The following is a 20291-nucleotide window of genomic DNA, read 5'->3' as shown; positions in this document are numbered from 1 at the left end:
GTGCGGCAGGTCCCGGGCGGCCACGAGCCGGCCGTCGCGCCGCTCTTGATGCGGCGTTGGCATGTCGCCCATCGGCGCCGACTAGCGCGCTGCCGCCAGCTCGTCGGCGTACGCGCGGGCGTCGATCGCGTTCAGAATCGCCAGCTCCGCGTTGTCGACCGCCCATGCAGCGAAGTCCAGGGCGTCGGCCGCGTCAGCCTCCAGCCACTCCGCATCGGTGGTGGCGGCCTTGACGTCCAGCTGCCGACCCCGCTCGTCGATCTTTGCTCTGGTTTCTGCCATCTTCGCCGCTGCCTCGGCCTTGATCTGTGCCCACTTGTTGCGCACGTCGGCTGTGGCCTGGTCGGCCTGCTCTTGCGCCTTCCTGCCGGCCTGGTCGAGGTCTGCACGGGCCTGATCCACGCGCTTGCCGAGCTGCTCACGGGACTCGGCGGCGGCCGCCTGAACCGACGCGGTGGTCGCCGCAACTCGCTGCTGGAGCGCGTCGAGCCGTTCCGAGAAATCCATCATTCCTCCTTCGATTGCGCCGACTTGCCGGCCTGAGCTGTTCGCCTGAGGACTGATTCGCGTCGCCCTGAAGTCGGGAAGGGAATCGCAGGGCCCCCGGCCCGACCCCGCGCGTCGGCCAGCCATGGAACGCCGTCGCCGGACCCGTTCCGGGCGCATCCATCCCGGTGCATTCAGCGCAAGCGTCCCAGCGCCCGTCCGAGGTCCAACAGAGACTTTCGGCCCAATGCGATGTGGGTCTTTTCGCGCCAATTGGGATGACTCGGCCACCGATTCGGACCTCCCGGTGCGATGGAGGTCGCGCGTTCGCGCCGCACTCAACACGGACGTGCGTGCTGGCCCGCCGTGGGCCGCCCGTCCGTCATCGGCCATCGGGGAGGTGTCGGTCGACACGTCGATGATGGCGGAGTGCATCGAGCATGGTAGATGCCTGTCGTCTCCCGTTCATAAGCTTGAAACCAACGACCCCTGTCCGCGTCGCACCCCTTCCTTACCTTCATCGAAGGTACGGAAAGGAGGACCCAGTGGACACGGCCGTCCGGGCTCGCGGGCTCGTCAAGTGTTTCGGCGAGGTGGTCGCGCTCGGCGGTGTCGACTTGGATGTGGTACCGGGGCAGATCCATGGCCTGGTCGGGCCGAACGGTGCCGGAAAGACGACGTTGCTCGGCCTCATACTGGGTCTCGCCACTGCCGACAACGGTCGTCTCGAGGTCCTCGGCACGCCGATCCGGCGGGTGCTCGACGCTCCGGACGACGTCGCCGGCTTCGTGGACGGTCCCGGCCTCTACCCCTGGCTCACGGCGCGGCAGAACCTCGCCGCGCTGGCCTCGCTCCGCGGTCTCGACACGGCGGCGGAGATCGATGAGGTGCTCGACCAGGTCGGACTCACCGAGGTCGCCGATGACCGAGCGCACGGATTCTCTCTCGGCATGCGCCAGCGGCTCGGGCTCGCCGCCGCCCTGATCACCAAGCCTCGGCTGCTCGTGCTCGACGAACCGTCCAACGGTCTCGACCCGATCGGCAAGCGGCTCATCAACAGGGTCTTGACGCGGCTGGCGGCTGGCGGCGCCAGCGTCGTGCTCGCGAGCCACCGCATGGATGACGTCGAGTCGCTGTGCGGCGAGGTCACCATTCTCGTCACCGGACGGACAGTCTTCTCCGGTCCGCCGAGCAAGCTGGCCGCCGAGAGCGGTGAACTCGACTACCGGGTGGTCACCTCCGATCCGCCGGCCGCCCGTCGGGTGGCCGCCGACACCCGTGGCGTCGGCGTGGTCGACGACGCCAGCGGCCGCGACCACGGCGAGGTGATCGTCGTCCGCGCCCTAGTGCCGGCCCTCGACGAGCTGGTGGTTCGGCTGGTACATACAGGCATAGCCGTTCGCGAGCTGGCACCCGTCGTGTCGCCGCTCGAGGCTGCCTTCCTCGCGCTCACCGCGCAGCAGGAACCCGACCTCAACGGGCAGCAGGAGACGGAGGCCGGGCGGTGACCGCGACCATCCCACGGGACCACGCTGCGGTGGCGCAGCGCGTCCCGGTGGCCCGTGGTTATCGGTTCGAGCTGGTCAAGCTGGTCTCACAATGGCGGATCCGCCTGCTCGCCGTCACCTGCTGGCTCGCGCCGGCACTGTTCGTCGCGGTGGTGAGCCGGCAGAGCACCCTCCCCGTCGACACCGTCTTCGGCCGGTGGATGCATGCCACGGGATGGGCCAGTCCCCTGGTGATGCTCGGTTTCGCAGGCACCTGGGCGCTCCCCCTGATGACCTCTGTGGTGGCCGGCGATGTGTTCGCCATCGAGGACCGGCTCGGCACCTGGCGCCACCTGCTGGTCGTGGTCCGGTCACCCCGGCGGATCTTCGTAGCGAAGTCCCTGGCCGGTGCGACCGTAGTCCTGCTGTTGACCGCCGGGCTGGCAGTCTCCAGCGTTGCCGGCGGGATTCTCGCGGTCGGCAATCAGCCGTTGGTCGGCCTCGACGGCCACCAGCTGGCGCCGGCTGACGCCGCGGGGAAGGTGCTGCTCGCCTGGATGTGCGTCCTTGCCCCGACCCTGGCCCTCGGCGCGATCGGGCTCCTTGGGTCCGTCGCGCTGGGGCGGTCCCCGATGGGACTGCTACTGCCCGCCTTCGTCGCGATCGCGCTGCAGCTCGCCCAGATGCTGCCGTTGCCCGTAGCCGTACGACTGGCCTTGCCCGGCTACGCCTTCATCGCCTGGAATCGGCTGTTCACCAGCCCGGCACAGCTCGGCCCACTGCTGATCGCCATCGCGATCAGTGTGGCGTGGGCCGTGACCGCGACCGCGTTGGCATATCGGCTCTTCGTACGGCGGGACTTCACCAACCTGTCGATGGACGGATCGCGACGCCGTGCGGTCACCGGCGGGCTCCTGCCGCTTGTCGGATTGATGACCGTGACGGTTGCGATCGTTACCGCAGGGACCGGTGCCACGGGCTCCGGGATCGATCAGGGCAAGGTGCAGCGTTCGGTCGCCACCGCCTTCGGTCACCTCTACCGGCTGCAAACCGCACAGCTGCATCGGCCCGACGTCACCGAGGCACAGCTACAGACAACCGCGGCGTGCACCAAGGGAGGCGGTCGGCTCGCCCCCCACGGACCGGGCAACGACTGGCGGTGCGTCGTCTCCTGGCATCTGCCCGGCATCGAAGCCACGGGGTCGGCCACCTACCAACTCGACCTCGCGCCGGACGGGCGGTACACGGCCGATGGCGACGGACCGAAAGAGGTGAACGGCTACTTCCTGGTCCGCACCGCGACCGGGGACACCCCGAACCCGCTCTGGCAGTTCGACGGCACCGTCGCACTGCTCCCGACCACGCCGAAGGGATAGCTCATGCAGGTAACACGCCGCCGTCGGCCTGCTGAGAAGAAGCGTTGGACCCGGCTACGCGTCGGCCGCCGGGCATTCGCCGTCACCGCCGGCACCACGGCTGTCGTCGTCACCGCGGGCGTCGGCATCGCGTTCGCCCGGACGGACCAGTTCGGCACCGACCGGGTCGGCCAGGACACCATCCGGGGTCGGGTCGTCTCCGCCGACCAGTACATCGATCCGATCGGCCAGCGCCTCATCATCAACAATGGCAAGATCATGTCGTCCACGGTCAGCCCGGACGGCACCCACCTCGCGGCCAGCCTCGCCGACGGCGGGATGGCGCTCGCCATCGTGGACCTGACGACGTGGAAGCCGCAGCAGCTCATCGGCAACAACACCGCGGCGGACCTACGGATCGGCGGCAACGACGTGGGCCAGGAAGGCCCCGCCTACTCCCCCGACGGCTCTCAGCTGTGGCTGGGCCAGGCCGACGGCTACCGCAGGTTCATCGTGAACTCCGACGGCACCCTCGCCAACCCCACCTTCGTCGCGATCCCGAAGGACGGTCCCAAGCGCGCACTCGTGGCGCAGGCGGTGTTCTCCTCCGACGGCTCCACGGTGTACTCCGCGGTCAACGGCCAGAACCGGGTGGTCGCCATCAACGCGGCGACCGGGGCCATCCAACGGAGCTGGGCCGTGGGCAACGCTCCGCGGGGCATGGTCGCGGTCGGTATCAAGCTCTATGTCAGCAACGAGGGCGGGCGCCCGGCACGGTCCGGCGACACCACGATCAACTCCTACAACACCCCGATTCCCGCCGACCCGGTCACCGCCGCCACCACCACCGGCACCGTCAGTGTCATCGACCTGGCCAACCCGGCCGCCGCGGTACGCAGCATCGGCGTCGGCCTGCACCCGACCGCCATGTACGCCAGGAACGGCACGGTGTTCGTCACCAACACGGCCAGCAACGACGTGTCGATCATCGACACGGCCAGCGACACCGTCGTGCAGACCGTCGCCACCCAGCCGTGGCCGGAGGCGTCGGTGGGCTACGAACCCGACGCCGTAACGCTCACCGACGACAATCACCTGCTGGTGACGCTCGGGCGCGCCAACGCCATCGCGGTGTACCGATACACGACCCCACTGGAGCCGGTCAGTTACGTCGGCCTGCTGCCCACCGACTACTTCCCCGCGGAGATCGCCACCGCCGGCCACGACATCGTGGTCTCCAACACCCGAGGCATCGACGCCCGCCGCCCCACCACCAGCGCCGGGCACAACACCCATGACACGACGTCGAGCCTGCAGCGGTTCACCCTGCCCGACGACAGTGCCATCAGAGCCGGCACGGTCAGGGTCTTCGACCAGAACGGCTGGACGCCCGGATCGATCACCCTGGCCAAGGGCACACGCAAGGTGAGACCCGTACCGGTGCCGTTGCGACTCGGCGACCCGTCGTCGATCACACACGTCTTCCTGATAGTCAAGGAGAACCGGACGTACGACCAACTGTTCGGCGATGATGCGCGGGGCGAGCGTGACCCGGCGCTGACGGAGTTCGGCGAAAACGTGACGCCAAACCAACACGCGATGGAACGCCAGTTCGGGCTGTACGACAACACGTACGACATCGGCACGAACTCGGCCGAGGGCCACAACTGGCTGATTCAGGCCGACAATCCGGAATACACCGAGTCCTCGGCCGGTGAATACATCCGCAGCTACGACACCGAGGACGACGCCCTCGGCCACCAACGGACCGGCTTCCTGTGGACCGGCGCGCAGGCGGCCGGAAAGACCGTGCGGGACTTCGGCGAATTCCACCAGTTCCTCACCAAGCCGGCCGCGGCCAGCTGGCAGAACCTGTACTGCGACACCAGGAACATGGCGGCGACCGGGCAGGACACCGCGTATCCCATGGTCTCCTCGTCGCCGATCCCGTCGCTCAACCAGGTGTCGGTGGCCGGCTTCCCGAAGTTCGACACCGGCATCCCGGACATCTACCGGTACGAGATCTGGAAGCGGGACTTCCAGAAGAACGGGCCGGCGAACCTGAACATGTTCTGGTTCTCCAGCGACCACACCGGCGGTCCACCGAACGCGGCCGCTCAGGTCGCGGACAACGACCTCGCGGTCGGCCGGGTCGTCGACACCATCTCGCACAGCCGGTACTGGAAAGACTCGGCGATCTTCCTGGTCGAGGACGACTCGCAGGCCGGCCTCGACCACGTCGACGGCCACCGCGCCCCGATCCAGATCATCAGCCCCTGGGCCGCGCACGGCGTCGCCGACAGCCACTACTACACCCAGATCACGATGATCCGGACCATCGAGCAGATCCTCGGCATCCACCCCATGAACCAGAAGGACAGCGCCGCCAGCCCCATGAGCGCCGCGTTTACCCAGCACGCGGACCTCACGCCGTTCACGGCGCTGCCTAATCGAACGTCGCTGACCTTGGGCCTGTCGACCCCGCCGCCCTGCGGCGTCGACACTCCGGCACCGCAGAACCCCCATGCCGCGGCCCCGCCGTCGGGCTCGGTGCCGGCGGACAAGCAGACGGTCGCAGCACAGTGGGACATCTGGAAGTCACAGCAGCGGCTGACCGGGCCCGACGCCAGGCCCGACTTCGCGAACCCCGCGCAGATGAACCACTTCACCTGGTACCAGGCGCACGACTGGCGGAAACCGTACCCCGGCGAGGACAGGATCTTCGCGCCGGCGAACGTACCGGGCGCATACATCCCGCCGTCAGAGTCCGACTGACGTATGCGCTGAGCCGATCGGTCAGCGGGGCGGTACGGGGACCGGGTCGGCCTGCCAGATCCGGTCCCGGTAGTCGCCGACGGTGCGGTCGGCGGAGAAGAAGCCGCAGTGCGCGGTGTTGCGGATCGACATCGCGGTCCAACGGGCCGGGTCGCGCCAGGCGGCCGCCGCCGCGTCCTGCGCGTCCAGGTAGGAGCGGTAGTCGGCGAGGGTAAGGTACTCGTCGCGGCCCCGCAGGGTGTCCAGCACGTCGCCGAAGCCGGCGCCGTACCGGCCGTCCGCGATGGCCTCGAGCGCCGCGGCCAGTTCCGGATCGGACCCGGCGACTTCTCCCGGTCGGTAGTCGCCGCGACGCATCTCGGCCGCCTGCGCCGCGTCCAGGCCGAACAGGAAGAAGTTGTCGGCGCCAACCCGGTCGCGCAGCTCGATGTTCGCGCCGTCGAGGGTGCCGATGGTGACCGCACCGTTGAGCCCGAGCTTCATGTTGCCGGTACCGGAGGCTTCCTTGCCGGCCAGCGAGATCTGCTCCGACAGGTCCGCCGCGGGCACGATCAGCTCGGCGCGCGAGACGTTGTAGTCAGGCAGGAAGACGACGGTGAGCCGCCCGGCGACGGCCGGGTCGGCGTTGACCACCGCGGCCACCGCATTGATCAACTGGATGATCCGCTTGACCGCGTGGTAGCTCGGCGCCGCCTTGCCCGCAAAGACCACGGTACGGGGCACGTCGGTGCCCGGGTCGGCGCGCAGCCGGTTGTGCAGCGTGACCACGTGCAGCAGCTTGAGCAGCTGCCGCTTGTATTCGTGGAACCGCTTGATGTGCACGTCGCACAGCGCGTCGGGGTCGATGGTCACGCCGGTCGCGGCCCGCGCGTACCCGGCCAGGTCGAGCTTGTTGGCCCGCTTAACCGCCCACCAGCGCTGCTGGAACTCCGGGTCGTCGGCCAGCGGCGCCAGCCCGCGCAGCCGATCCAGGTCGGTGAGCCAGCCGTCGCCACCCAGCCGGTCGCTGATCAGCGTGGCCAGGCGCGGGTTGGCCAGCCGCAGGAACCGGCGCGGCGAGACCCCGTTGGTGACGTTGCGGAAGCGGTCCGGCCACAGCCGGGCGAAGTCCGCCAGGGTGGTCTCGGCCAGCAGCCGCGAGTGCAGCTCGGCGACACCGTTGACGGCGTGGCTGCCCACCACGGCCAGATGTGCCATCCGGATCCGGCGTTCCGGATCCTCCTGGATCAGCGACAACCGGCGGCGCAGCTCCCCGTCGCCGGGGAAGCGGGACTCCACCTCGTCGAGATGGGCCTGGTTGATCGCGTACACGATCTCCAGATGGCGGGGCAGCAGCCGGGCGAACAGCGCCACCGACCAGGTTTCGAGGGCCTCGGGCAGCAGGGTGTGGCAGGTGTACGCGAACGTGCGCCGGGTAATCGACCAGGCGGTGTCCCAGTCGAGCTCGTACTCGTCGACGAGCAGCCGCATCAGCTCCGGCACCGCCAGGGCTGGATGGGTGTCGTTCAGCTGGATCACGGTCTTGTCCGCGAACGCCGCCCAGTCGCTGTTACGCAGATGGAACCGGCGCACGATGTCCCACAGCGAACAGGAGACCAGGAAGTACTGCTGTTTCAGGCGCAGCTCCCGGCCGAACTCGGTGCTGTCCGCCGGGTACAGCACCTTGCTGATGTTCTCCGAGCGGATCACCTCCTGCACCGCCTCGGCGGACCGGCCGGCCGCGAAGTCGGCCAGGTCGAACGCGTCGCTGTCCGCGCGTGCCCGCCACAGCCGCACGATGTTGACCGTCTGGGTGCCGTACCCCGGCACCAGCATGTGGCTCGGCTCGCCGAGCACGGTTTCCGCGGGAATCCAGCGCCGCCGGCCCGCCTCGTCCTCGACCCTCCCGTAGAAGCCCACGGACTGCCGGTCGTCCTGTTGCGGGAACTCCCACGGGCTGCCGTCGAACGCCCAGTCGTCGGGGCGCTCCACTTGCGCACCGTCGACGATGGCCTGCCGGAACAACCCCAGGTCGTACCGGATGCCGTAACCCACGGCCGGAATGTCCGCGGTGGCCAGCGCGTCGAGCAGGCACGCGGCCAGCCGGCCCAGGCCACCGTTGCCCAGGCTCGGCTCGACGTCGAAGTCGGCAATCTCGTCCAGCGACAAGCCCAGTCCCTTGAGGACGTCGCGGGCGACCTCTTCGGTTCCGGTGTATTGCAGGTTCTGGCGCAGCTGACGGCCCAGCATGTACTCGGCGGACAGGTAGTAGACGCACCGCGGATTGGCTGCCTGGTGCGCGGTCGCCGTACGCGCCCGGCGATCGACCAGCCGGTCCCGTACCGTCAGTGCCAGGCTCTGGTAGACGTCCTGGGCGCTGGCCGACTCCATCGTCGTGCCCCGCTCGAAGTACAGATTGCTGACCAGGTCCCGCTCGAAGTCCGCCGCGGTGGCGCCGATGGCCCGCAGGGTCGGGCTGTCCGGCAGATCCATCACGATCCTTCCCTGGCGGGCCTACCGCCGCATGTGCGGGCCAACCGCTGCGGAGCGGACGATCCCAGACGCTGTCGAACTTTCGCCTCGTGCATCCGGGCACGGTTCGGGGCAACAACTGGGTGACAGCCTGTTTCATTCACCACCGACCAGTGCCTCGGCTGCCACACCGGGCGTTCACGGCGGCGAGGCTACGCCGCAAACTCTGCACCGCCGTAACTGATGGTTGGCGTCCGCATGTACAGCGGTCGCCGTCGCCGGAAACAGACTTGGGCAAATATCCTTTCGGGCCAGATCGCCAGCTCGACCCGCCCGAGCCAGCTGGGCACGGTAACTACGCGGGCCTCAGCCCGGAGTCGGTCAGTCCAGGCGGGTCAGCCGCCACCACAGGGAGGGCTCCTCGACCTCAACGTCCGTGCGCAGCTTCACCTGTACGCCGGACGCCTCCACAATGCCCACCTCCTGGCCGGCGGCGGCCTCCGGGGCGGGCACCGTCGTGCGGACCGTGACCGGGACCGACTGGCCCTGCCACCCGATCACCGTAAGCGGGGTGGCCAGGCTGACCGTAGCAGAGGCGCCCCAATCAGTCACCACCGTGCCGACCGGCGTCGCGGGGATCAGCTGATATTCCTTGACCGTCCGGCCCACCGCGGTGAGCAGCTTGCGCACCACCTTGTTGGTGGCCGCGAGCTGCTCCGGGGTGTTCGCGCCGGGCTGGTTGAAGACCGCGCCCACCAGCACCAGCGTGCGGGAGCCGACCTTGAGCCGGGACGCGAACAGCAGGCACCCGCCGGCCTCGTCGGTCGAGCCGGTCTTGATGCCGAAGACGCCGTTCTCGCCGAGCAGATCGTTGTAGTTGGAGATCTGGCCGGCCACCGGGATGGTCGCTTCGGGCAGCTCGACGATCTCGGCGAACGCCGGCAACTTCAGCGCCGCTCGGCCGAGGACGACCTGGTCCGCCGCCGTACTGACGGTCGTGGGCTGGAAGCCGCTCGGGTCGGTGTACTCAGTGTCGGCCATGCCCAGCTCGTCCGCGGCGGCGTTCATCTTGTCGACGAACGCTGCCTCGCTCCCGGCGTCCCAGACGGCGAGCTGGTGGGCGATGTTGTTGGCCGACGGCAGCATCAGCGCCTCCAGGGCGTCACGCTGGGTCAGCTTCATGCCCTCGATGACGTGCACCAGTGACTGGTGGGTCGCCTTGCGGCTCTCGTAGTCGGCGACATCCTTCGCGGTCACCGTGAGCGACGGGCCCTCCTGGTCGCCGCTCAGCGGATGCTCCCGCAGGATGAGGAACGCAGTCATCACCTTCGCGACGCTGCCGATCGGCTTGGCCGGCCCGCCGCCGGAGCCGCCCAGCCGATCGAGCCCTTCGACCGTCAGCTCGGCGGAGCCCTCCGCCGGCCATGGCAGGGCCGCGGGCTTGCCGGGTACCCGCAGAGTGGCGCCGATGTCGGTGGTCACGACCGGTGCGGGTAGTTCCCGGTTGAGCTGAAACGCCGCGCCGGAGCCGAGGGCGCCGGTCAGGACGAGCGTCGCGATCAGCAGGGCGAGCAACCGGCGCCGGGACCGGGTGGCGGGACGCGGGCTGCCGTAGACGCCACCGGCCGCTGGGGCGGGCGCGGCGCCGGGTTGCGGAGCGGGCTGAGGCGCGCCGGCCGGGACCTGGGCAGAGCCGACCGCCAGTCCGCCGACGTTGCGACCCGAGCTGTCCGGCACCTGTGTCATCGAAACCCATGCCCCTCCGGTCCGGCCGGTCCGGACGCCGGGGCGAGTATGACCGGTCCGGTCAATATTTGCTGCCACGGATGCGTTCGTGCACGTGGTACGCGTTGCACCACATTCCGGCCCACCGGCACACCGACGAGCAGGACCAAGCGGGTCGCGGCAGCCCGAACACGCTGAACCTAGGCGAGTCCAGCACTGGCAAGGTGTCCGCGGGAAGCTCAGGCCAGCGCGAGCAGCGTCCCGATGACGTCTGGTTGGTGGCCGCGGGGACGCGTGCATGGATCCTGATCTGCTCACAGTCGCGGCGGCCGGATCGACACCGGCCGACGAACCGAGCACCGCAATCGCAGTCCAGGCCAGAGCCCAACCTTCTGGGAGGAGCTCTAAGGTCTGGAGGGGAGGCGTGATGACGGTTACAAAACTGCGGGCACGGCCGTTCGGTTCCGGTCGCCGTTCGCGCGGCCCCGATTGCCGGGCGAAGCGCGCGGGTGGCCGCCGGTTGCAGCTGGCCGCGGCCAGGGCTCCGCACCGTGGGCAACGGCGGTGGGGTCACGTGCGATGAGACGGCGAAGCTTGTTGTCTGGGATGGCGGCGCTCGCGCTGGGACCGACGATCGGCGGTTGCCGGTTGCATCGCGGCTCGGCCAGCGCGGCGCCCGACACGCCACCGCGCCTGGTGCCGCTGCCGGAGCGCCCGGTCGACGCGGTCGTGGTCGGGGCCGGGGTGGCCGGCCTCGCCGCCGCCCGTGACCTGGTGGCCGCAGGACGGACGGTCATCGTCGTCGAGGCGCGCGACCGGGTTGGTGGCCGGGTGTACACCGACCGGAGCCTGGCGCGGGTACCCGTCGAGCGGGGTGCCGAGCTGATCCATGGCAGCAACGTCTCCACCTGGGAACTCGTCCGTGAGGTCGGCGTCGGGACGGTTCGGATGGGCGCCGAGCGGGACGACACCCCGGACTCCGCGCAGGGTAACCCGGCCACCATCGACCTGGCCCGAGTGCCGCCGCCCGCTGCGCAGGAGAACGCGGCGGACTACCTACGCAGAGTCGGCCTCGACCCGGACCGGTGGCCCGAGCCGGTGCAGGAGTTGGAGTTGGACAACGAGCCGATGCGCCGGTGGAGTGCCGCGGAACTCGTTCGGCTCGGCTACATCGGTGGTGACGGTGGTGGCAGTGACGATGGCCGGGACTTTCGCGTCCTGGGCGGCTACGAGCAACTGCTGCGCCCACTGGTGGACGCCGTCGACGTCGCGCTGGAGTGCGTCGTCACCCAGATTGACTATTCGGACTCCGGGGTCGCGGTCCACTGCGTGACCAAGACCGGGAAGCACACTGTCCGGGGGCGGGTGTGTGTGGTCAGCCTCCCCATCGGTGTGTTGCGCCATGGCGACGTCGCATTCTCTCCGGCCCTTCCGCTGCAGCACCTGCAAGCGATCGGCACCGTGGCGGCTGCCGACGTCGCCAAGCTGATCTACTGCTTCGACCAACCCGTGCTGCCGGCACGGTTTGCGGCGATCGTCAACCGCACCACCAATCCGCCCTACTTCTGGACCAGTTCGCGGGGGCTGTCCAGCTTTGCCGGGGAGGTCGTAGTCGGCTGGGCCGCCGGTGACGAAGCCCGGGCGCTGCTACGCCTCGGCGACGACGGCGCCGTGCAGGCGGGGCTGGATACGCTGCGCTCGGCGGTCGGCGACGGCGGACTCAGTCCCGTCAGGACGGCCGTCCACAACTGGACCTCCGATCCCTTCGCTCGGGGCGCCTACTCCTTTGTCACACCGGGCATGGCGAACCCCGCCGCGACCCTGACGCAGCCGGTGAGCACCGTGGTGTTCTTCGCCGGTGAGGCCACCAGCACCACGGACCCCACCACGGTTCACGGCGCCTACGACACTGGACGAAGGGCGGCGCGCCAGGCCCTCCACGCCCTCCGTTGAAGGTTCCGGCTCCTACGACGGCCAGCCGGACCGACGGGCGGGGGTGCTGTCCATTCGCGATCAGCACGCTGAGAAACGGCGTCCATCCGGCGGCGCGCACACAGCGTCGATCGGTTGACAACGGCGACCTCAGATCCGGGGCGGAGCCCTTCGCCGCCGAGCGGGGCCGACACAGCCCCCGCAGGGCGGTCGGTGGATCGGCCGCTCCCCCGCGCTGGCCACTGCTGGCCGGTCTGCCCGGACAGCGGCGGGTTCGCGCATGCCCGGCCTCGGGCAACTCTTCGAGAGCCGTGAGCGGTTCACGAAGGGATCGCGGAGGGCTGGTCGTTCAGGTCCTCGATGCCGGGCGGTTGCCAGCGTGGGTGATGTAGAGCAGCGCCGTGTCGTCGTTGTGCCGGCCATCGTCCTGCTGGACGGCCGCGAGTAGGGCGTCGATGTACTCGACGGGGTCGCTGAGCGCTGCCAGGCGCCCGGCGAGGTCGATGAAGCGGTCCTCACCCAGGCGGGTGCCGTCGGCGGAGAAGCCTTCGAAGGCGCCGTCGGTGTAGAGCAGCAGTCCCGCGCCGGGCGGGAGGGCGACGGTTGTCTCCTGCCATCTCCCGCGGCCGGGGAACATGCCCAGGCTCAGGCCGTGCCGGACGTCGGCTTGCCGGGCTCCGCCAGCCGTGATGATCAGCGGCGGCGGATGCCCAGCGCTGGTGAGGACGACGTGGCTGCGATCGGCTTCGATACGGGCGCCGCAGACGCTGGCGAACATGCCGTCGTGGGGGCGTTCGGCGACCAGAACGTCTTCGAGTAGCCGCATCCGCTGAGTCTTCGGGACGCCGGCCAGAGTGAGAGTGCGCCAGCCAACGCGCAACGCAACGCCCATGGCGGCCTCGTCGGGGCCGCTACCACACACATCGCCGACCACCGCGTGCACCGCTCCATCGGTTGTCTGCACGACGTCGTAGAAGTCGCCGCCGAGCAGAGCTCGTTGCCGGCCGGGCACATATCGGCTGACCAGTTGCACGGCCGGGTCGGCGAGGATGGGTTTGGGGAGCAGGCCTCGCTGCAAGCGGACGTTCTCATTGGCCAGCAGCCGGCTGTCGCGCAGGCTGCGTTCGGCGTTCTGCGCCCGTTTGCGGTGAATCGCATACCGGATGGTGCGGCCGAGTAGGGCCTCGTCGATCTGGCCTTTGATCAGGTAGTCCTGCGCACCGGCGGCCACAGCCGCAGCTGCGGTGGTGGCGTCGTCGAGGCCGGTCAGCACCAGCACCGCGGTCCCCGGCCACCGGGTGAGGATCTGCTGCAACGCGTCCAAGCCGTCGCTGTCGGGCAGGTGCAGGTCGAGCAGCACACCGTCGGGAACATGTGGGAGTTCGAGCGCCTGGTGCAGCGTCCCGGCCACATCGAGGTGGGCTGCGACGTCACTGTCGGTCAGGTATTCGCGCACCAGCAGGGCGTCGCCCGGGTCGTCCTCGACGAGCAGCAGGGTGTAGCCGGCGGAGAGCTGGTCGGTCCCGTCTGCAGGCGGCGGTACCACGCGGTGCTGCCGCCGCCTCGGTGGAGTTCTGCGATCCACACCAGTCATCGTCGCCCCGGTTGCGAGCCGGCTGCCGCGCGCCCGGTCAGCGTCATGACACCCATTGCTCTCCCACCCGTCCAACAACCAGGACAGTATGCCTCAATCCCCAGGCATCAGGGCTGCGGCGGCAAGCGTGGTGATTTCAGCGTGATTGACCCGAGTCCGGCGGCCCAGCGCGTGCTGACGGTGACCGGACCGGGCGAGATCCTGATCTCGGCCTGACCGGCGCACGTGGGGCCGGGGTCAGCGGGCGAATGCGAAGGCGGCCCAGACCCCTTTGCCGCCGGCGCCGGTCGAGTACCAGCCGACGTCGTGGGCAAGGCGTTCGCTCAGCACGAGCCCCAGGCCGCCGTCCCCGATCGGGCGCTGCGGGTCGACTGCCGGGATGGAGTTCGGGTCGCCGTCGAGGACCTCCACGACCAGCTTGCCGTCCGCTCGTTGCACGATCACGATTGTGGGCGGCTGGCCGTGACGCAACGCGTTGCCGGCCAGCTCGGCGGCCACGATCGTGATCCGCTCGGCCAGGTCCTGCCGGTCAGCCGCCGTGACGTGATCCGTGACGGCCAGTTCCAGCCCGACGCGCAGGGCCTGCAGCGAGGCCGAGGAATACCACGTTGCCGGTCATGCTCGCCACGAAAGCCCGGCCGAGCGAAGCTGACCGGGTCACCTAGACCGGGCGCTAAGCAGCGGGTAGGCCGTCGTGCCGGACCGGATGGAGGCCAGGATCATGCCGGGGGCAGCATACAGATGGTCCACCGGCAGTGACGTGGCAACTGACCAGACCGTTTCGCCGGTACGGGGATCGAGCTCGTGCACGGTCGCGTCGTCAGAGCCGGCGAACAGGCGGCCGTCGCCGGTCACGGCGAGGACCGGACGGGCCAGAGAACGGCGCCACCGCACCGCCCCCGAGTCCGCCGCTACCGCCACCAGCCCCTCGGCGCTCAGCGACTGCTGTCTGCTGTCGGCGGTCACCATCACGACGACGTCTCCCGCGCGGGCGAAGCCGACAACGTCGGTTCTTTCCGACATGGGTCCCATTACCGGGGTGGCGGTCCACACCTGGCGCCCCGCGCGGGGGTCGACGCACATCAGGCTGTCACCTCCGGCCTGGGTCAGGCCAGCGTAGAGGCGGTTGTCGTCGGCCCAGCATTTGAAGATCGCCTCCGCAGGTGGCCGCGTCTGCCAGATCGTCGCTCCCGTCTCGGCACTCAGGCCGCGCAACGCCCACTTCGGGTTCCCGCCCGGCCGCACGTCCAGACTCACGCTGCCACAGACCAGCCCCGCGGAGCTGAACACGCGCGGATCGTAGATCTGTCCGTCGAATGGCACCCGCCACCGGTTCTTGCTCGTGACGCCGTCGTATGCGGTCAAGTCCCACGAGCCGAAGCGGAAGATGGCAACACCATCACCGCCACCCTGGAAAGCGCTGCCCGGGGCCTGGGACCTCCGGGCGCCGGTCGCGCCATCGAGGATCATGCCGCCGGCGGAGGTCTTCATCGCGACGACCAGTCCCTTGCCGATCTGTTCGAGGCTCTCGATGCCGCCGGGCCCACGCCAGCGCTGGGCGCCGGTCCGCACGTCGACGGCCACCACATGTTCATCGGAACGGATACCCAGGGCCAGCGACCCGACCACCACCGTGCCCTTGAGTTCATCGTCGTGCCACGCGGCCGGGCCCAGGCCGACGGTCCGCGCCGGTCCGGCGTTCGACGGTGACCCGGTGCGCCGGTCGCCCCGGGCACGCCCGCGATCCGGAGCCGTCCACAGTGTGGTGGCCGCGGTCACACCGGCGGCCAAGACGGCGGTGGCACCGATCAGCAGGGCGCGACGCGACGGCCGGGCCTGGCCTGCCCCGCCCGCCGTCAACAGGTCGTGGGCCGCGGTGACGCTGGGGCGCTTCGCCGGATCTGCGGAAAGCAGCCGCATCAGGACAGCCGCCAGGTCGCCGGCTCGCTGCGGTGGCCGGATGTCGTGCCGAGCGTACGCACCCAGCATCGACAGGTAGCTGTCGCGGGCGAACGGGCCGACCCCTTCCACGGCGAAGTAGAGGGTGGCTCCGACCCCGAAGATGTCGGCGGGTGGACCCGGGGTGTGTCCGTTGGCCTGCTCCGGTGCCAGGTATCCGGGAGTGCCCATGACCACGCCGGTCTCGGTGAGCGCCTCGGCGTCCGGCAACAGCGCCAGGCCGAAATCGGTCAGCCGGACCACGTCCCCCTCGCACAGCAGAACATTCGCCGGTTTGACGTCCCGGTGTGTGATGCCGGCGGCGTGCGCCGCGCCCAACGCGTCCAGCAACTGGAGTCCGATGCGGACCGCGCGGTCGACCGGCAGCGGGCCGTCCTCGGCCACGATCTCCTTGAGGGACCTGCCGGACACGTACTCCATGACGATCCACGGGCGGTCGTCCTGCTCGACGACGTCGTACACCGCGACGATGTTCGGGTGGTGCAGCGCCGCCGCCGCGCGGGCCTCGCGAAGGCTGCGCTCCCGCCCATCGGCGAGCGTCCGATCCGAGGTTGCCTGGTTGTGATGCAGCTCCTTGATCGCGACCTGGCGGCGCAGGATCTCGTCACGGGCGAGCCAGACAACCCCCATGCCGCCGCTCCCGATCCGGCGTAACAAACGATAACGGGCACCGATCAGCACGGAACTCGTTGCATCTTGTTCGTCGTCAGGCCCCGCGGGTGTCAACACGAGGCCACCCTAGAGGGTTCGATCTATCCTCCACGCGGGCGGAGCGGACCGCCGTCGGCAGCGCGCGAAGACGACTCGTCCGGAGATGTGCCGGTTAAAACCGATGTCGGTGTTGGCGCCCTCGATCGGGTCGTTGCTCTGGTGCGCGGTCAGGCCGGCCACGGCGGCGGGCAGGTCCATCCGCAGTCCGTGATCATCGTCATTCCCCTGTCGAGGTCGAACGTTCGTGATCGTGGCGTCGGGCCGAGCGTGGATTATGCATCACGACATCCAGGCGGGCGCGCTTCCTGTCGTTGCTCTTGACGACGGTCCACGGTGCGTCGGCGGTGTCGGTGTCGGTGTCGGTGTCGGTGTCGGTGTAGAAGAACATCGTCTCCTTCGCCTCCGTGTATTCGCCCCACTTGTCTAGCGATGCCACGTCGTTGGGAAAGAGTCGCATGGGCAGGTGAATTCGTCGACCTGGGCTGGCAGCGAGTCCAATGGACCGTCCTGGAACCGGTCGGCAAGGGTCATTTGTCGACAGCAGCGGATGCACTGCACCAGCAGAGTCCGGTTTGGAACTGGTCGCTGCTGCGCGCAGCTCCTTCCGGCCGGGTCGCATCACTGGTCACGGCCTCGCTCGCTGATGACAGTAACGAGGATCGATGCCATCGCCCATGCGGCGCAGACGGTCCACGCTCCCCCGGTCGTCCACGGGTAGGGCGAGGGTGGCCGGTCCCGAGCCTGGCTGGATCTCGATAAGCCGACCCCACCCCATCCGGGGCAGGGTGTGCGCGAGCAGGGCACCCCAGTACCGGTTGTCGTTCATCGCCGTGGGCAAGATCAACAGCAGCAGCGCCGACCCGACGACCAGCCGCAGGGCACCCGCTCACTGATGGAGATTCCGGCATGCCGTACAGGCAGGATGGCCTGGGTCACCCAGAAGGAGACACCGGCCACCAGGGCGCCGATGGAACGGTCACCGGAGGGTGGGCGTGTCATGACGAACCGCAGAAGAGCGTCGATACCGACTCTTCCTGGGTCTGGGCCTGTCGGCCGGGGAAGAGGTTCGCGGCGATCACTACCTGTCGGCGTCCGTCGGGGCTGGCGTACGCGTTGGTGGCGAAGCCGGGCACGGCCCCGTCGTGTCCGATTGCGGGGCCGCAGGGAGTCGGGATGCGGGCGATGCCCAGGCCATAGCCCAGGCCGCCGTCGTGATCGACGAAGGTCAGCATCTGTGTCAGCTGGGGTGTGGGGAGCAGGTGGCCGGTGAGCAGGTTCCGATAGAACCGGGCGACGTCGTCTGTTGTGGACACCAGGGCGGCGGCGGCCCCGAGTGCCGTCGGGTTGTACTCGGTGACGTCGAGTGGTGCCGTGCCGGGGCCCAGGTCCCAATAGCCGCGGGCGGCGGGTTTGGGCAGGGTCGTCTCGTCGGTGGGGAACGTGGTGTCCCGTAGTCGTAGCCGGTCGATGACGCGTCGGTCGACCTCGTCGGCGAGCCGTCGGTGGGTGACCTTTTCGATGATCATGCCGACCAGGATGTAGTTGGTATTGGAGTACTGCCATCCGGTGCCAGCGGGGAACAGTGGTGGTTCGCCGGCGACGAAGCCAACCAGTTCGCGGGGCTCCCAGTGGCGTAGCTGTGGGGCGCCGGGCTGGGTCGCGTTGTGCTGCAGGAGCTTGTCGAAGTACTCGGGCACGCCGCTGGTGTGGTTGAGCAACTGGCGGATGGTGATGCGGTCGGCGTAGGGCAGCACCCCGGGCAGCCAGCGACCGACCGGGTCGTCGAGGTGCAGCCGATGCTCGGTGGCGAGTTGGAGCGCGACGACCGCCACGAAAGTCTTGGTGATGCTGCCGACGCGGACGTGGTCGTGGGCGTTCATGCGCCGTCCGGTGCCGAGGTCGGCGGTTCCGACGGCTGCGGTGCGGGTGCGGCGGCCGGCGGCGACGAGGGCGATGGCGCCCGGGGCGCCAGCGGCGACGACCGGCCGCAGCGCGTCGTGCAGCTCGACCGTGGGTGGCGGCGGCGCTGACCGGGCCAGGGCGGGCGGGGTCGTGCCCGGGGCGAGAACCGCCACGGACAGCACGAGGGTTGGCAGCAGACGCTTCATCGGGAACGCTCCGCGGACTCGGTGGTTGAGGTGATGGGGTGGCGGCGGCGTGCCGCAGGCAGCAGGCGCCAGAGTCGCGCGCCGGCGATGAAGGCGGCGAGCATGCCGAGATAGACCAGGGGTGTGTAGGCGCCGCCGACCGAGGTGTGCGTGGCGCCGGTAAACGTGACCGTGGCGTCGGCGCTCAGGTACGGGATCCCGGCCCAGTGGTAGGTGCCGTGCGGGTGCGGGTCGGCGGCGAGGACACCGTCGGTGAACGCCGACCGTCCAGCCTCGATCAGCGCGTAGCTGCCGGCCTGGACGGCGATCATGCACACCAGCCCGGTCATCCAGGTGGGGTGCCGGCCCCAGCCGCCGTGCTCGGCGGCCAGGTACTCGGCGGCCAGCCGCCGCACCCCGCCGAGACGGCGCAGTGCCTCGGTCGCCCCGACGTCGGCCGCGGCGGCGTGCAGGTTGGCGCGCATCTCGCGGCGCTTGGCCACGCGGGAACGCCAGCGCAGGTCGTAGAGCAGGCCGTCGAGGCGCCATACCGCGTACTCGATGCGCAGCCGGTCGATGGTCGTCAGCGAGCGGGTCATGTCATTGCTCCTTGGCTGGTGGGGCGGGAGTGGCCGGGACCGGGCGCGACAACACGCCGTTGACCGTGGCGGCCAGCAGGTGCCAGTCCGCGGTCGCGTCGGCCAGGGCGGCGTAGCCGCTGTCGGTGGGGCGGTAGTACTTGCGGGCCGGGCCCGCGCGCGAGGCCACCAGCCGGGAGCTGACGCGCCCTTCGCGCTCCAGCCGCGACAGCGCCGGATACACCGTGCCCTCGGAGATGCTCGACAGCCCGACCGTGCGCAGCCGTTGCACCAGCTCGTAGCCGTAGGACTCGCGCTCGGCGAGCAGCCACAGCAACAGCGGCGACAGCACCCCTTTGAGCAGTTGGGGATCGTGTGTCATGTCCACGCTGACAGGCTATGGCAGCTACCTTGTTTAATCAAGTAGTAGGTTTAGCCGACCCTGAGGCCCGGCAACGGGCGCAGATGATCGACGGGTGGCGGGCGGTGCCCGGGCGTGATCGGCCGCACTTGGCGCGTCGGAATTCCGCATTGAGCGTGATGTCAAGGCGTCGTTCCGCTTTCGGACAAGGGCTTGGCCATGTGCCGCCTCGCTGGGAGCGTGAAACCACGCTGGGCGACGGAGCCATGGTTCCCGGACCTGCTGCCGATTGCGCGAGGGCCGTCGCCGTCGACCTGCCTGGCGATTCACATGTCTCATGGGGGGCACGAAATGCAGACTTTCCTACGCAAACGCACGCTTGCTGTAGGTGCGGCCTTCTCGGCGGTGCTCGCGCTGGGGCTGGCGGCCCCGGCGGGTGCCTATGCCGCCTCTTCGACCCGAGCGGTGCAGGCCGCCCAGGCGCAGGCGACCGTGACGGTGCCCGACGTCGTGGGCGACTACGTCGACGTCGCGTTCTACTCCCTTCAGGCCGCAGGCCTCAACACCACCTTCGTGCAGTACAAGGACTACGTTTGTGACTACACGCAGTACACAATCGTCAGGCAGAGCCCGACGGCGGGCTCCAGCGTGGCAGCCGGTACGTACGTGAGGATCTCCTTCGCCGTGCGGCCCGCACCGCCTGCGGTCTGTCCCTGATCGGCCGAGGCCGCCCTGCCCGGTCCAGCAGGGCGGCCTTCCATCGCGACCGGGGCTCTGGATCACCGGGGGT

The 20291-nt window shown here is 69.6% G+C and carries 16 protein-coding genes; 5 read left to right on the top strand and 11 right to left on the bottom strand.

All coding sequences use genetic code 11. The features are described from left to right. Positions 1-81: 81 nt before the first annotated feature. Positions 82-507 (bottom strand): hypothetical protein, encoded by a 426-nt coding sequence (locus ACMCNO_RS13750; RefSeq protein WP_412749805.1) that lies wholly within the window; start codon positions 505-507, stop codon positions 82-84. A gap of 572 nt (positions 508-1079) precedes the next feature. On the opposite strand from ACMCNO_RS13750, the gene ACMCNO_RS13745 reads away from it, so the two are divergent. Genes ACMCNO_RS13745 through ACMCNO_RS13735 form a run of 3 tightly spaced genes read left to right on the top strand, consistent with a single transcriptional unit; the run spans position 1080 to position 6103 of the window. Next, the gene (locus ACMCNO_RS13745; protein ID WP_412749804.1) at positions 1080-1994 is read left to right on the top strand and encodes an ABC transporter ATP-binding protein; all 915 of its coding nucleotides are present in this window, start codon (positions 1080-1082) and stop codon (positions 1992-1994) included. Then, on the top strand, positions 1991-3349 hold the full coding sequence (locus ACMCNO_RS13740) for an ABC transporter permease (protein ID WP_412749803.1): 1359 nt from the start codon (positions 1991-1993) through the stop codon (positions 3347-3349). Before ACMCNO_RS13745 ends, ACMCNO_RS13740 begins: the two co-directional genes overlap by 4 nt. Positions 3350-3352: 3 nt before the next feature. Then, positions 3353-6103 (top strand): phosphoesterase, encoded by a 2751-nt coding sequence (locus ACMCNO_RS13735; protein WP_412749802.1) that lies wholly within the window; start codon positions 3353-3355, stop codon positions 6101-6103. Between the two features lie 21 nt (positions 6104-6124). Here the strand turns inward: ACMCNO_RS13735 and ACMCNO_RS13730 are convergent, their stop codons facing one another. After that, entirely contained in the window at positions 6125-8575 is a 2451-nt protein-coding gene (locus tag ACMCNO_RS13730; protein WP_412749801.1) for a glycogen/starch/alpha-glucan phosphorylase, read from the bottom strand. A gap of 360 nt (positions 8576-8935) precedes the next feature. After that, the gene (locus tag ACMCNO_RS13725; protein ID WP_412749800.1) at positions 8936-10300 is read right to left on the bottom strand and encodes a D-alanyl-D-alanine carboxypeptidase family protein; all 1365 of its coding nucleotides are present in this window, start codon (positions 10298-10300) and stop codon (positions 8936-8938) included. 585 nt (positions 10301-10885) lie between these two features. Here ACMCNO_RS13725 and ACMCNO_RS13720 point away from each other — a divergent pair. Further along, positions 10886-12232, top strand: a complete 1347-nt coding sequence (locus ACMCNO_RS13720; RefSeq protein ID WP_412749799.1) for a flavin monoamine oxidase family protein — start codon at positions 10886-10888, stop codon at positions 12230-12232. A 328-nt stretch (positions 12233-12560) separates the two neighbouring features. On the opposite strand, the gene ACMCNO_RS13715 is transcribed toward ACMCNO_RS13720, so the two are convergent. The 8 genes from ACMCNO_RS13715 to ACMCNO_RS13680 form a co-directional block, all read right to left on the bottom strand. Continuing rightward, on the bottom strand, positions 12561-13757 hold the full coding sequence (locus ACMCNO_RS13715; protein ID WP_412749798.1) for a PP2C family protein-serine/threonine phosphatase: 1197 nt from the start codon (positions 13755-13757) through the stop codon (positions 12561-12563). 285 nt (positions 13758-14042) lie between these two features. Beyond that, the gene (locus ACMCNO_RS13710; protein ID WP_412753694.1) at positions 14043-14324 is read right to left on the bottom strand and encodes an ATP-binding protein; all 282 of its coding nucleotides are present in this window, start codon (positions 14322-14324) and stop codon (positions 14043-14045) included. Positions 14325-14462: 138 nt separating this feature from the next. Next, positions 14463-16445 carry a protein kinase domain-containing protein gene (locus ACMCNO_RS13705; RefSeq protein ID WP_412749797.1) on the bottom strand — a complete coding sequence of 661 codons (1983 nt, stop codon included), beginning with the start codon at positions 16443-16445 and terminating at the stop codon, positions 14463-14465. Between the two features lie 57 nt (positions 16446-16502). Further along, on the bottom strand, positions 16503-16673 hold the full coding sequence (locus ACMCNO_RS13700; RefSeq protein ID WP_412749796.1) for a hypothetical protein: 171 nt from the start codon (positions 16671-16673) through the stop codon (positions 16503-16505). Positions 16674-16692: 19 nt separating this feature from the next. Continuing rightward, the gene (locus ACMCNO_RS13695; RefSeq protein WP_412749795.1) at positions 16693-16932 is read right to left on the bottom strand and encodes a hypothetical protein; all 240 of its coding nucleotides are present in this window, start codon (positions 16930-16932) and stop codon (positions 16693-16695) included. Positions 16933-17470: 538 nt separating this feature from the next. Next, positions 17471-18583 carry a serine hydrolase domain-containing protein gene (locus tag ACMCNO_RS13690; protein ID WP_412749794.1) on the bottom strand — a complete coding sequence of 371 codons (1113 nt, stop codon included), beginning with the start codon at positions 18581-18583 and terminating at the stop codon, positions 17471-17473. Then, on the bottom strand, positions 18580-19161 hold the full coding sequence (locus ACMCNO_RS13685; protein ID WP_412749793.1) for a hypothetical protein: 582 nt from the start codon (positions 19159-19161) through the stop codon (positions 18580-18582). The genes ACMCNO_RS13690 and ACMCNO_RS13685 overlap by 4 nt, the downstream gene beginning before the upstream one ends. Position 19162: 1 nt before the next feature. Beyond that, positions 19163-19522: a PadR family transcriptional regulator gene (locus ACMCNO_RS13680; protein ID WP_412753693.1), complete on the bottom strand. Its 360-nt coding sequence runs from the start codon at positions 19520-19522 to the stop codon at positions 19163-19165. Positions 19523-19852: 330 nt separating this feature from the next. Between ACMCNO_RS13680 and ACMCNO_RS13675 the strand changes: the two genes are divergently transcribed. Continuing rightward, positions 19853-20218: a PASTA domain-containing protein gene (locus ACMCNO_RS13675; protein ID WP_412749792.1), complete on the top strand. Its 366-nt coding sequence runs from the start codon at positions 19853-19855 to the stop codon at positions 20216-20218. Positions 20219-20291 lie beyond the last annotated feature (73 nt).

It is taken from the genome of Krasilnikovia sp. M28-CT-15, from assembly GCF_047159595.1.
Classification (GTDB): domain Bacteria; phylum Actinomycetota; class Actinomycetes; order Mycobacteriales; family Micromonosporaceae; genus Actinoplanes.
The sequence above is the reverse complement of the archived record's forward strand: the minus strand, read 5'-3'. Positions and strand labels throughout refer to the sequence as shown.

Excerpts from the sequence above, each read along its gene's own strand:
- ACMCNO_RS13750 (WP_412749805.1), bottom strand. The coding sequence starts at position 507 with ATGGATTTCTCGGAACGGCTCGACGCGCTCCAGCAGCGAGTTGCGGCG.
- ACMCNO_RS13735 (WP_412749802.1), top strand. The coding sequence starts at position 3,353 with ATGCAGGTAACACGCCGCCGTCGGCCTGCTGAGAAGAAGCGTTGGACC.
- ACMCNO_RS13730 (WP_412749801.1), bottom strand. The coding sequence starts at position 8,575 with ATGGATCTGCCGGACAGCCCGACCCTGCGGGCCATCGGCGCCACCGCG.
- ACMCNO_RS13725 (WP_412749800.1), bottom strand. The coding sequence starts at position 10,300 with ATGACACAGGTGCCGGACAGCTCGGGTCGCAACGTCGGCGGACTGGCG.
- ACMCNO_RS13720 (WP_412749799.1), top strand. The coding sequence starts at position 10,886 with ATGGCGGCGCTCGCGCTGGGACCGACGATCGGCGGTTGCCGGTTGCAT.
- ACMCNO_RS13700 (WP_412749796.1), bottom strand. The coding sequence starts at position 16,673 with ATGGACCTGCCCGCCGCCGTGGCCGGCCTGACCGCGCACCAGAGCAAC.
- ACMCNO_RS13695 (WP_412749795.1), bottom strand. The coding sequence starts at position 16,932 with ATGCGACTCTTTCCCAACGACGTGGCATCGCTAGACAAGTGGGGCGAA.
- ACMCNO_RS13690 (WP_412749794.1), bottom strand. The coding sequence starts at position 18,583 with ATGAAGCGTCTGCTGCCAACCCTCGTGCTGTCCGTGGCGGTTCTCGCC.
- ACMCNO_RS13685 (WP_412749793.1), bottom strand. The coding sequence starts at position 19,161 with ATGACCCGCTCGCTGACGACCATCGACCGGCTGCGCATCGAGTACGCG.
- ACMCNO_RS13680 (WP_412753693.1), bottom strand. The coding sequence starts at position 19,522 with ATGACACACGATCCCCAACTGCTCAAAGGGGTGCTGTCGCCGCTGTTG.
- ACMCNO_RS13675 (WP_412749792.1), top strand. The coding sequence starts at position 19,853 with ATGCAGACTTTCCTACGCAAACGCACGCTTGCTGTAGGTGCGGCCTTC.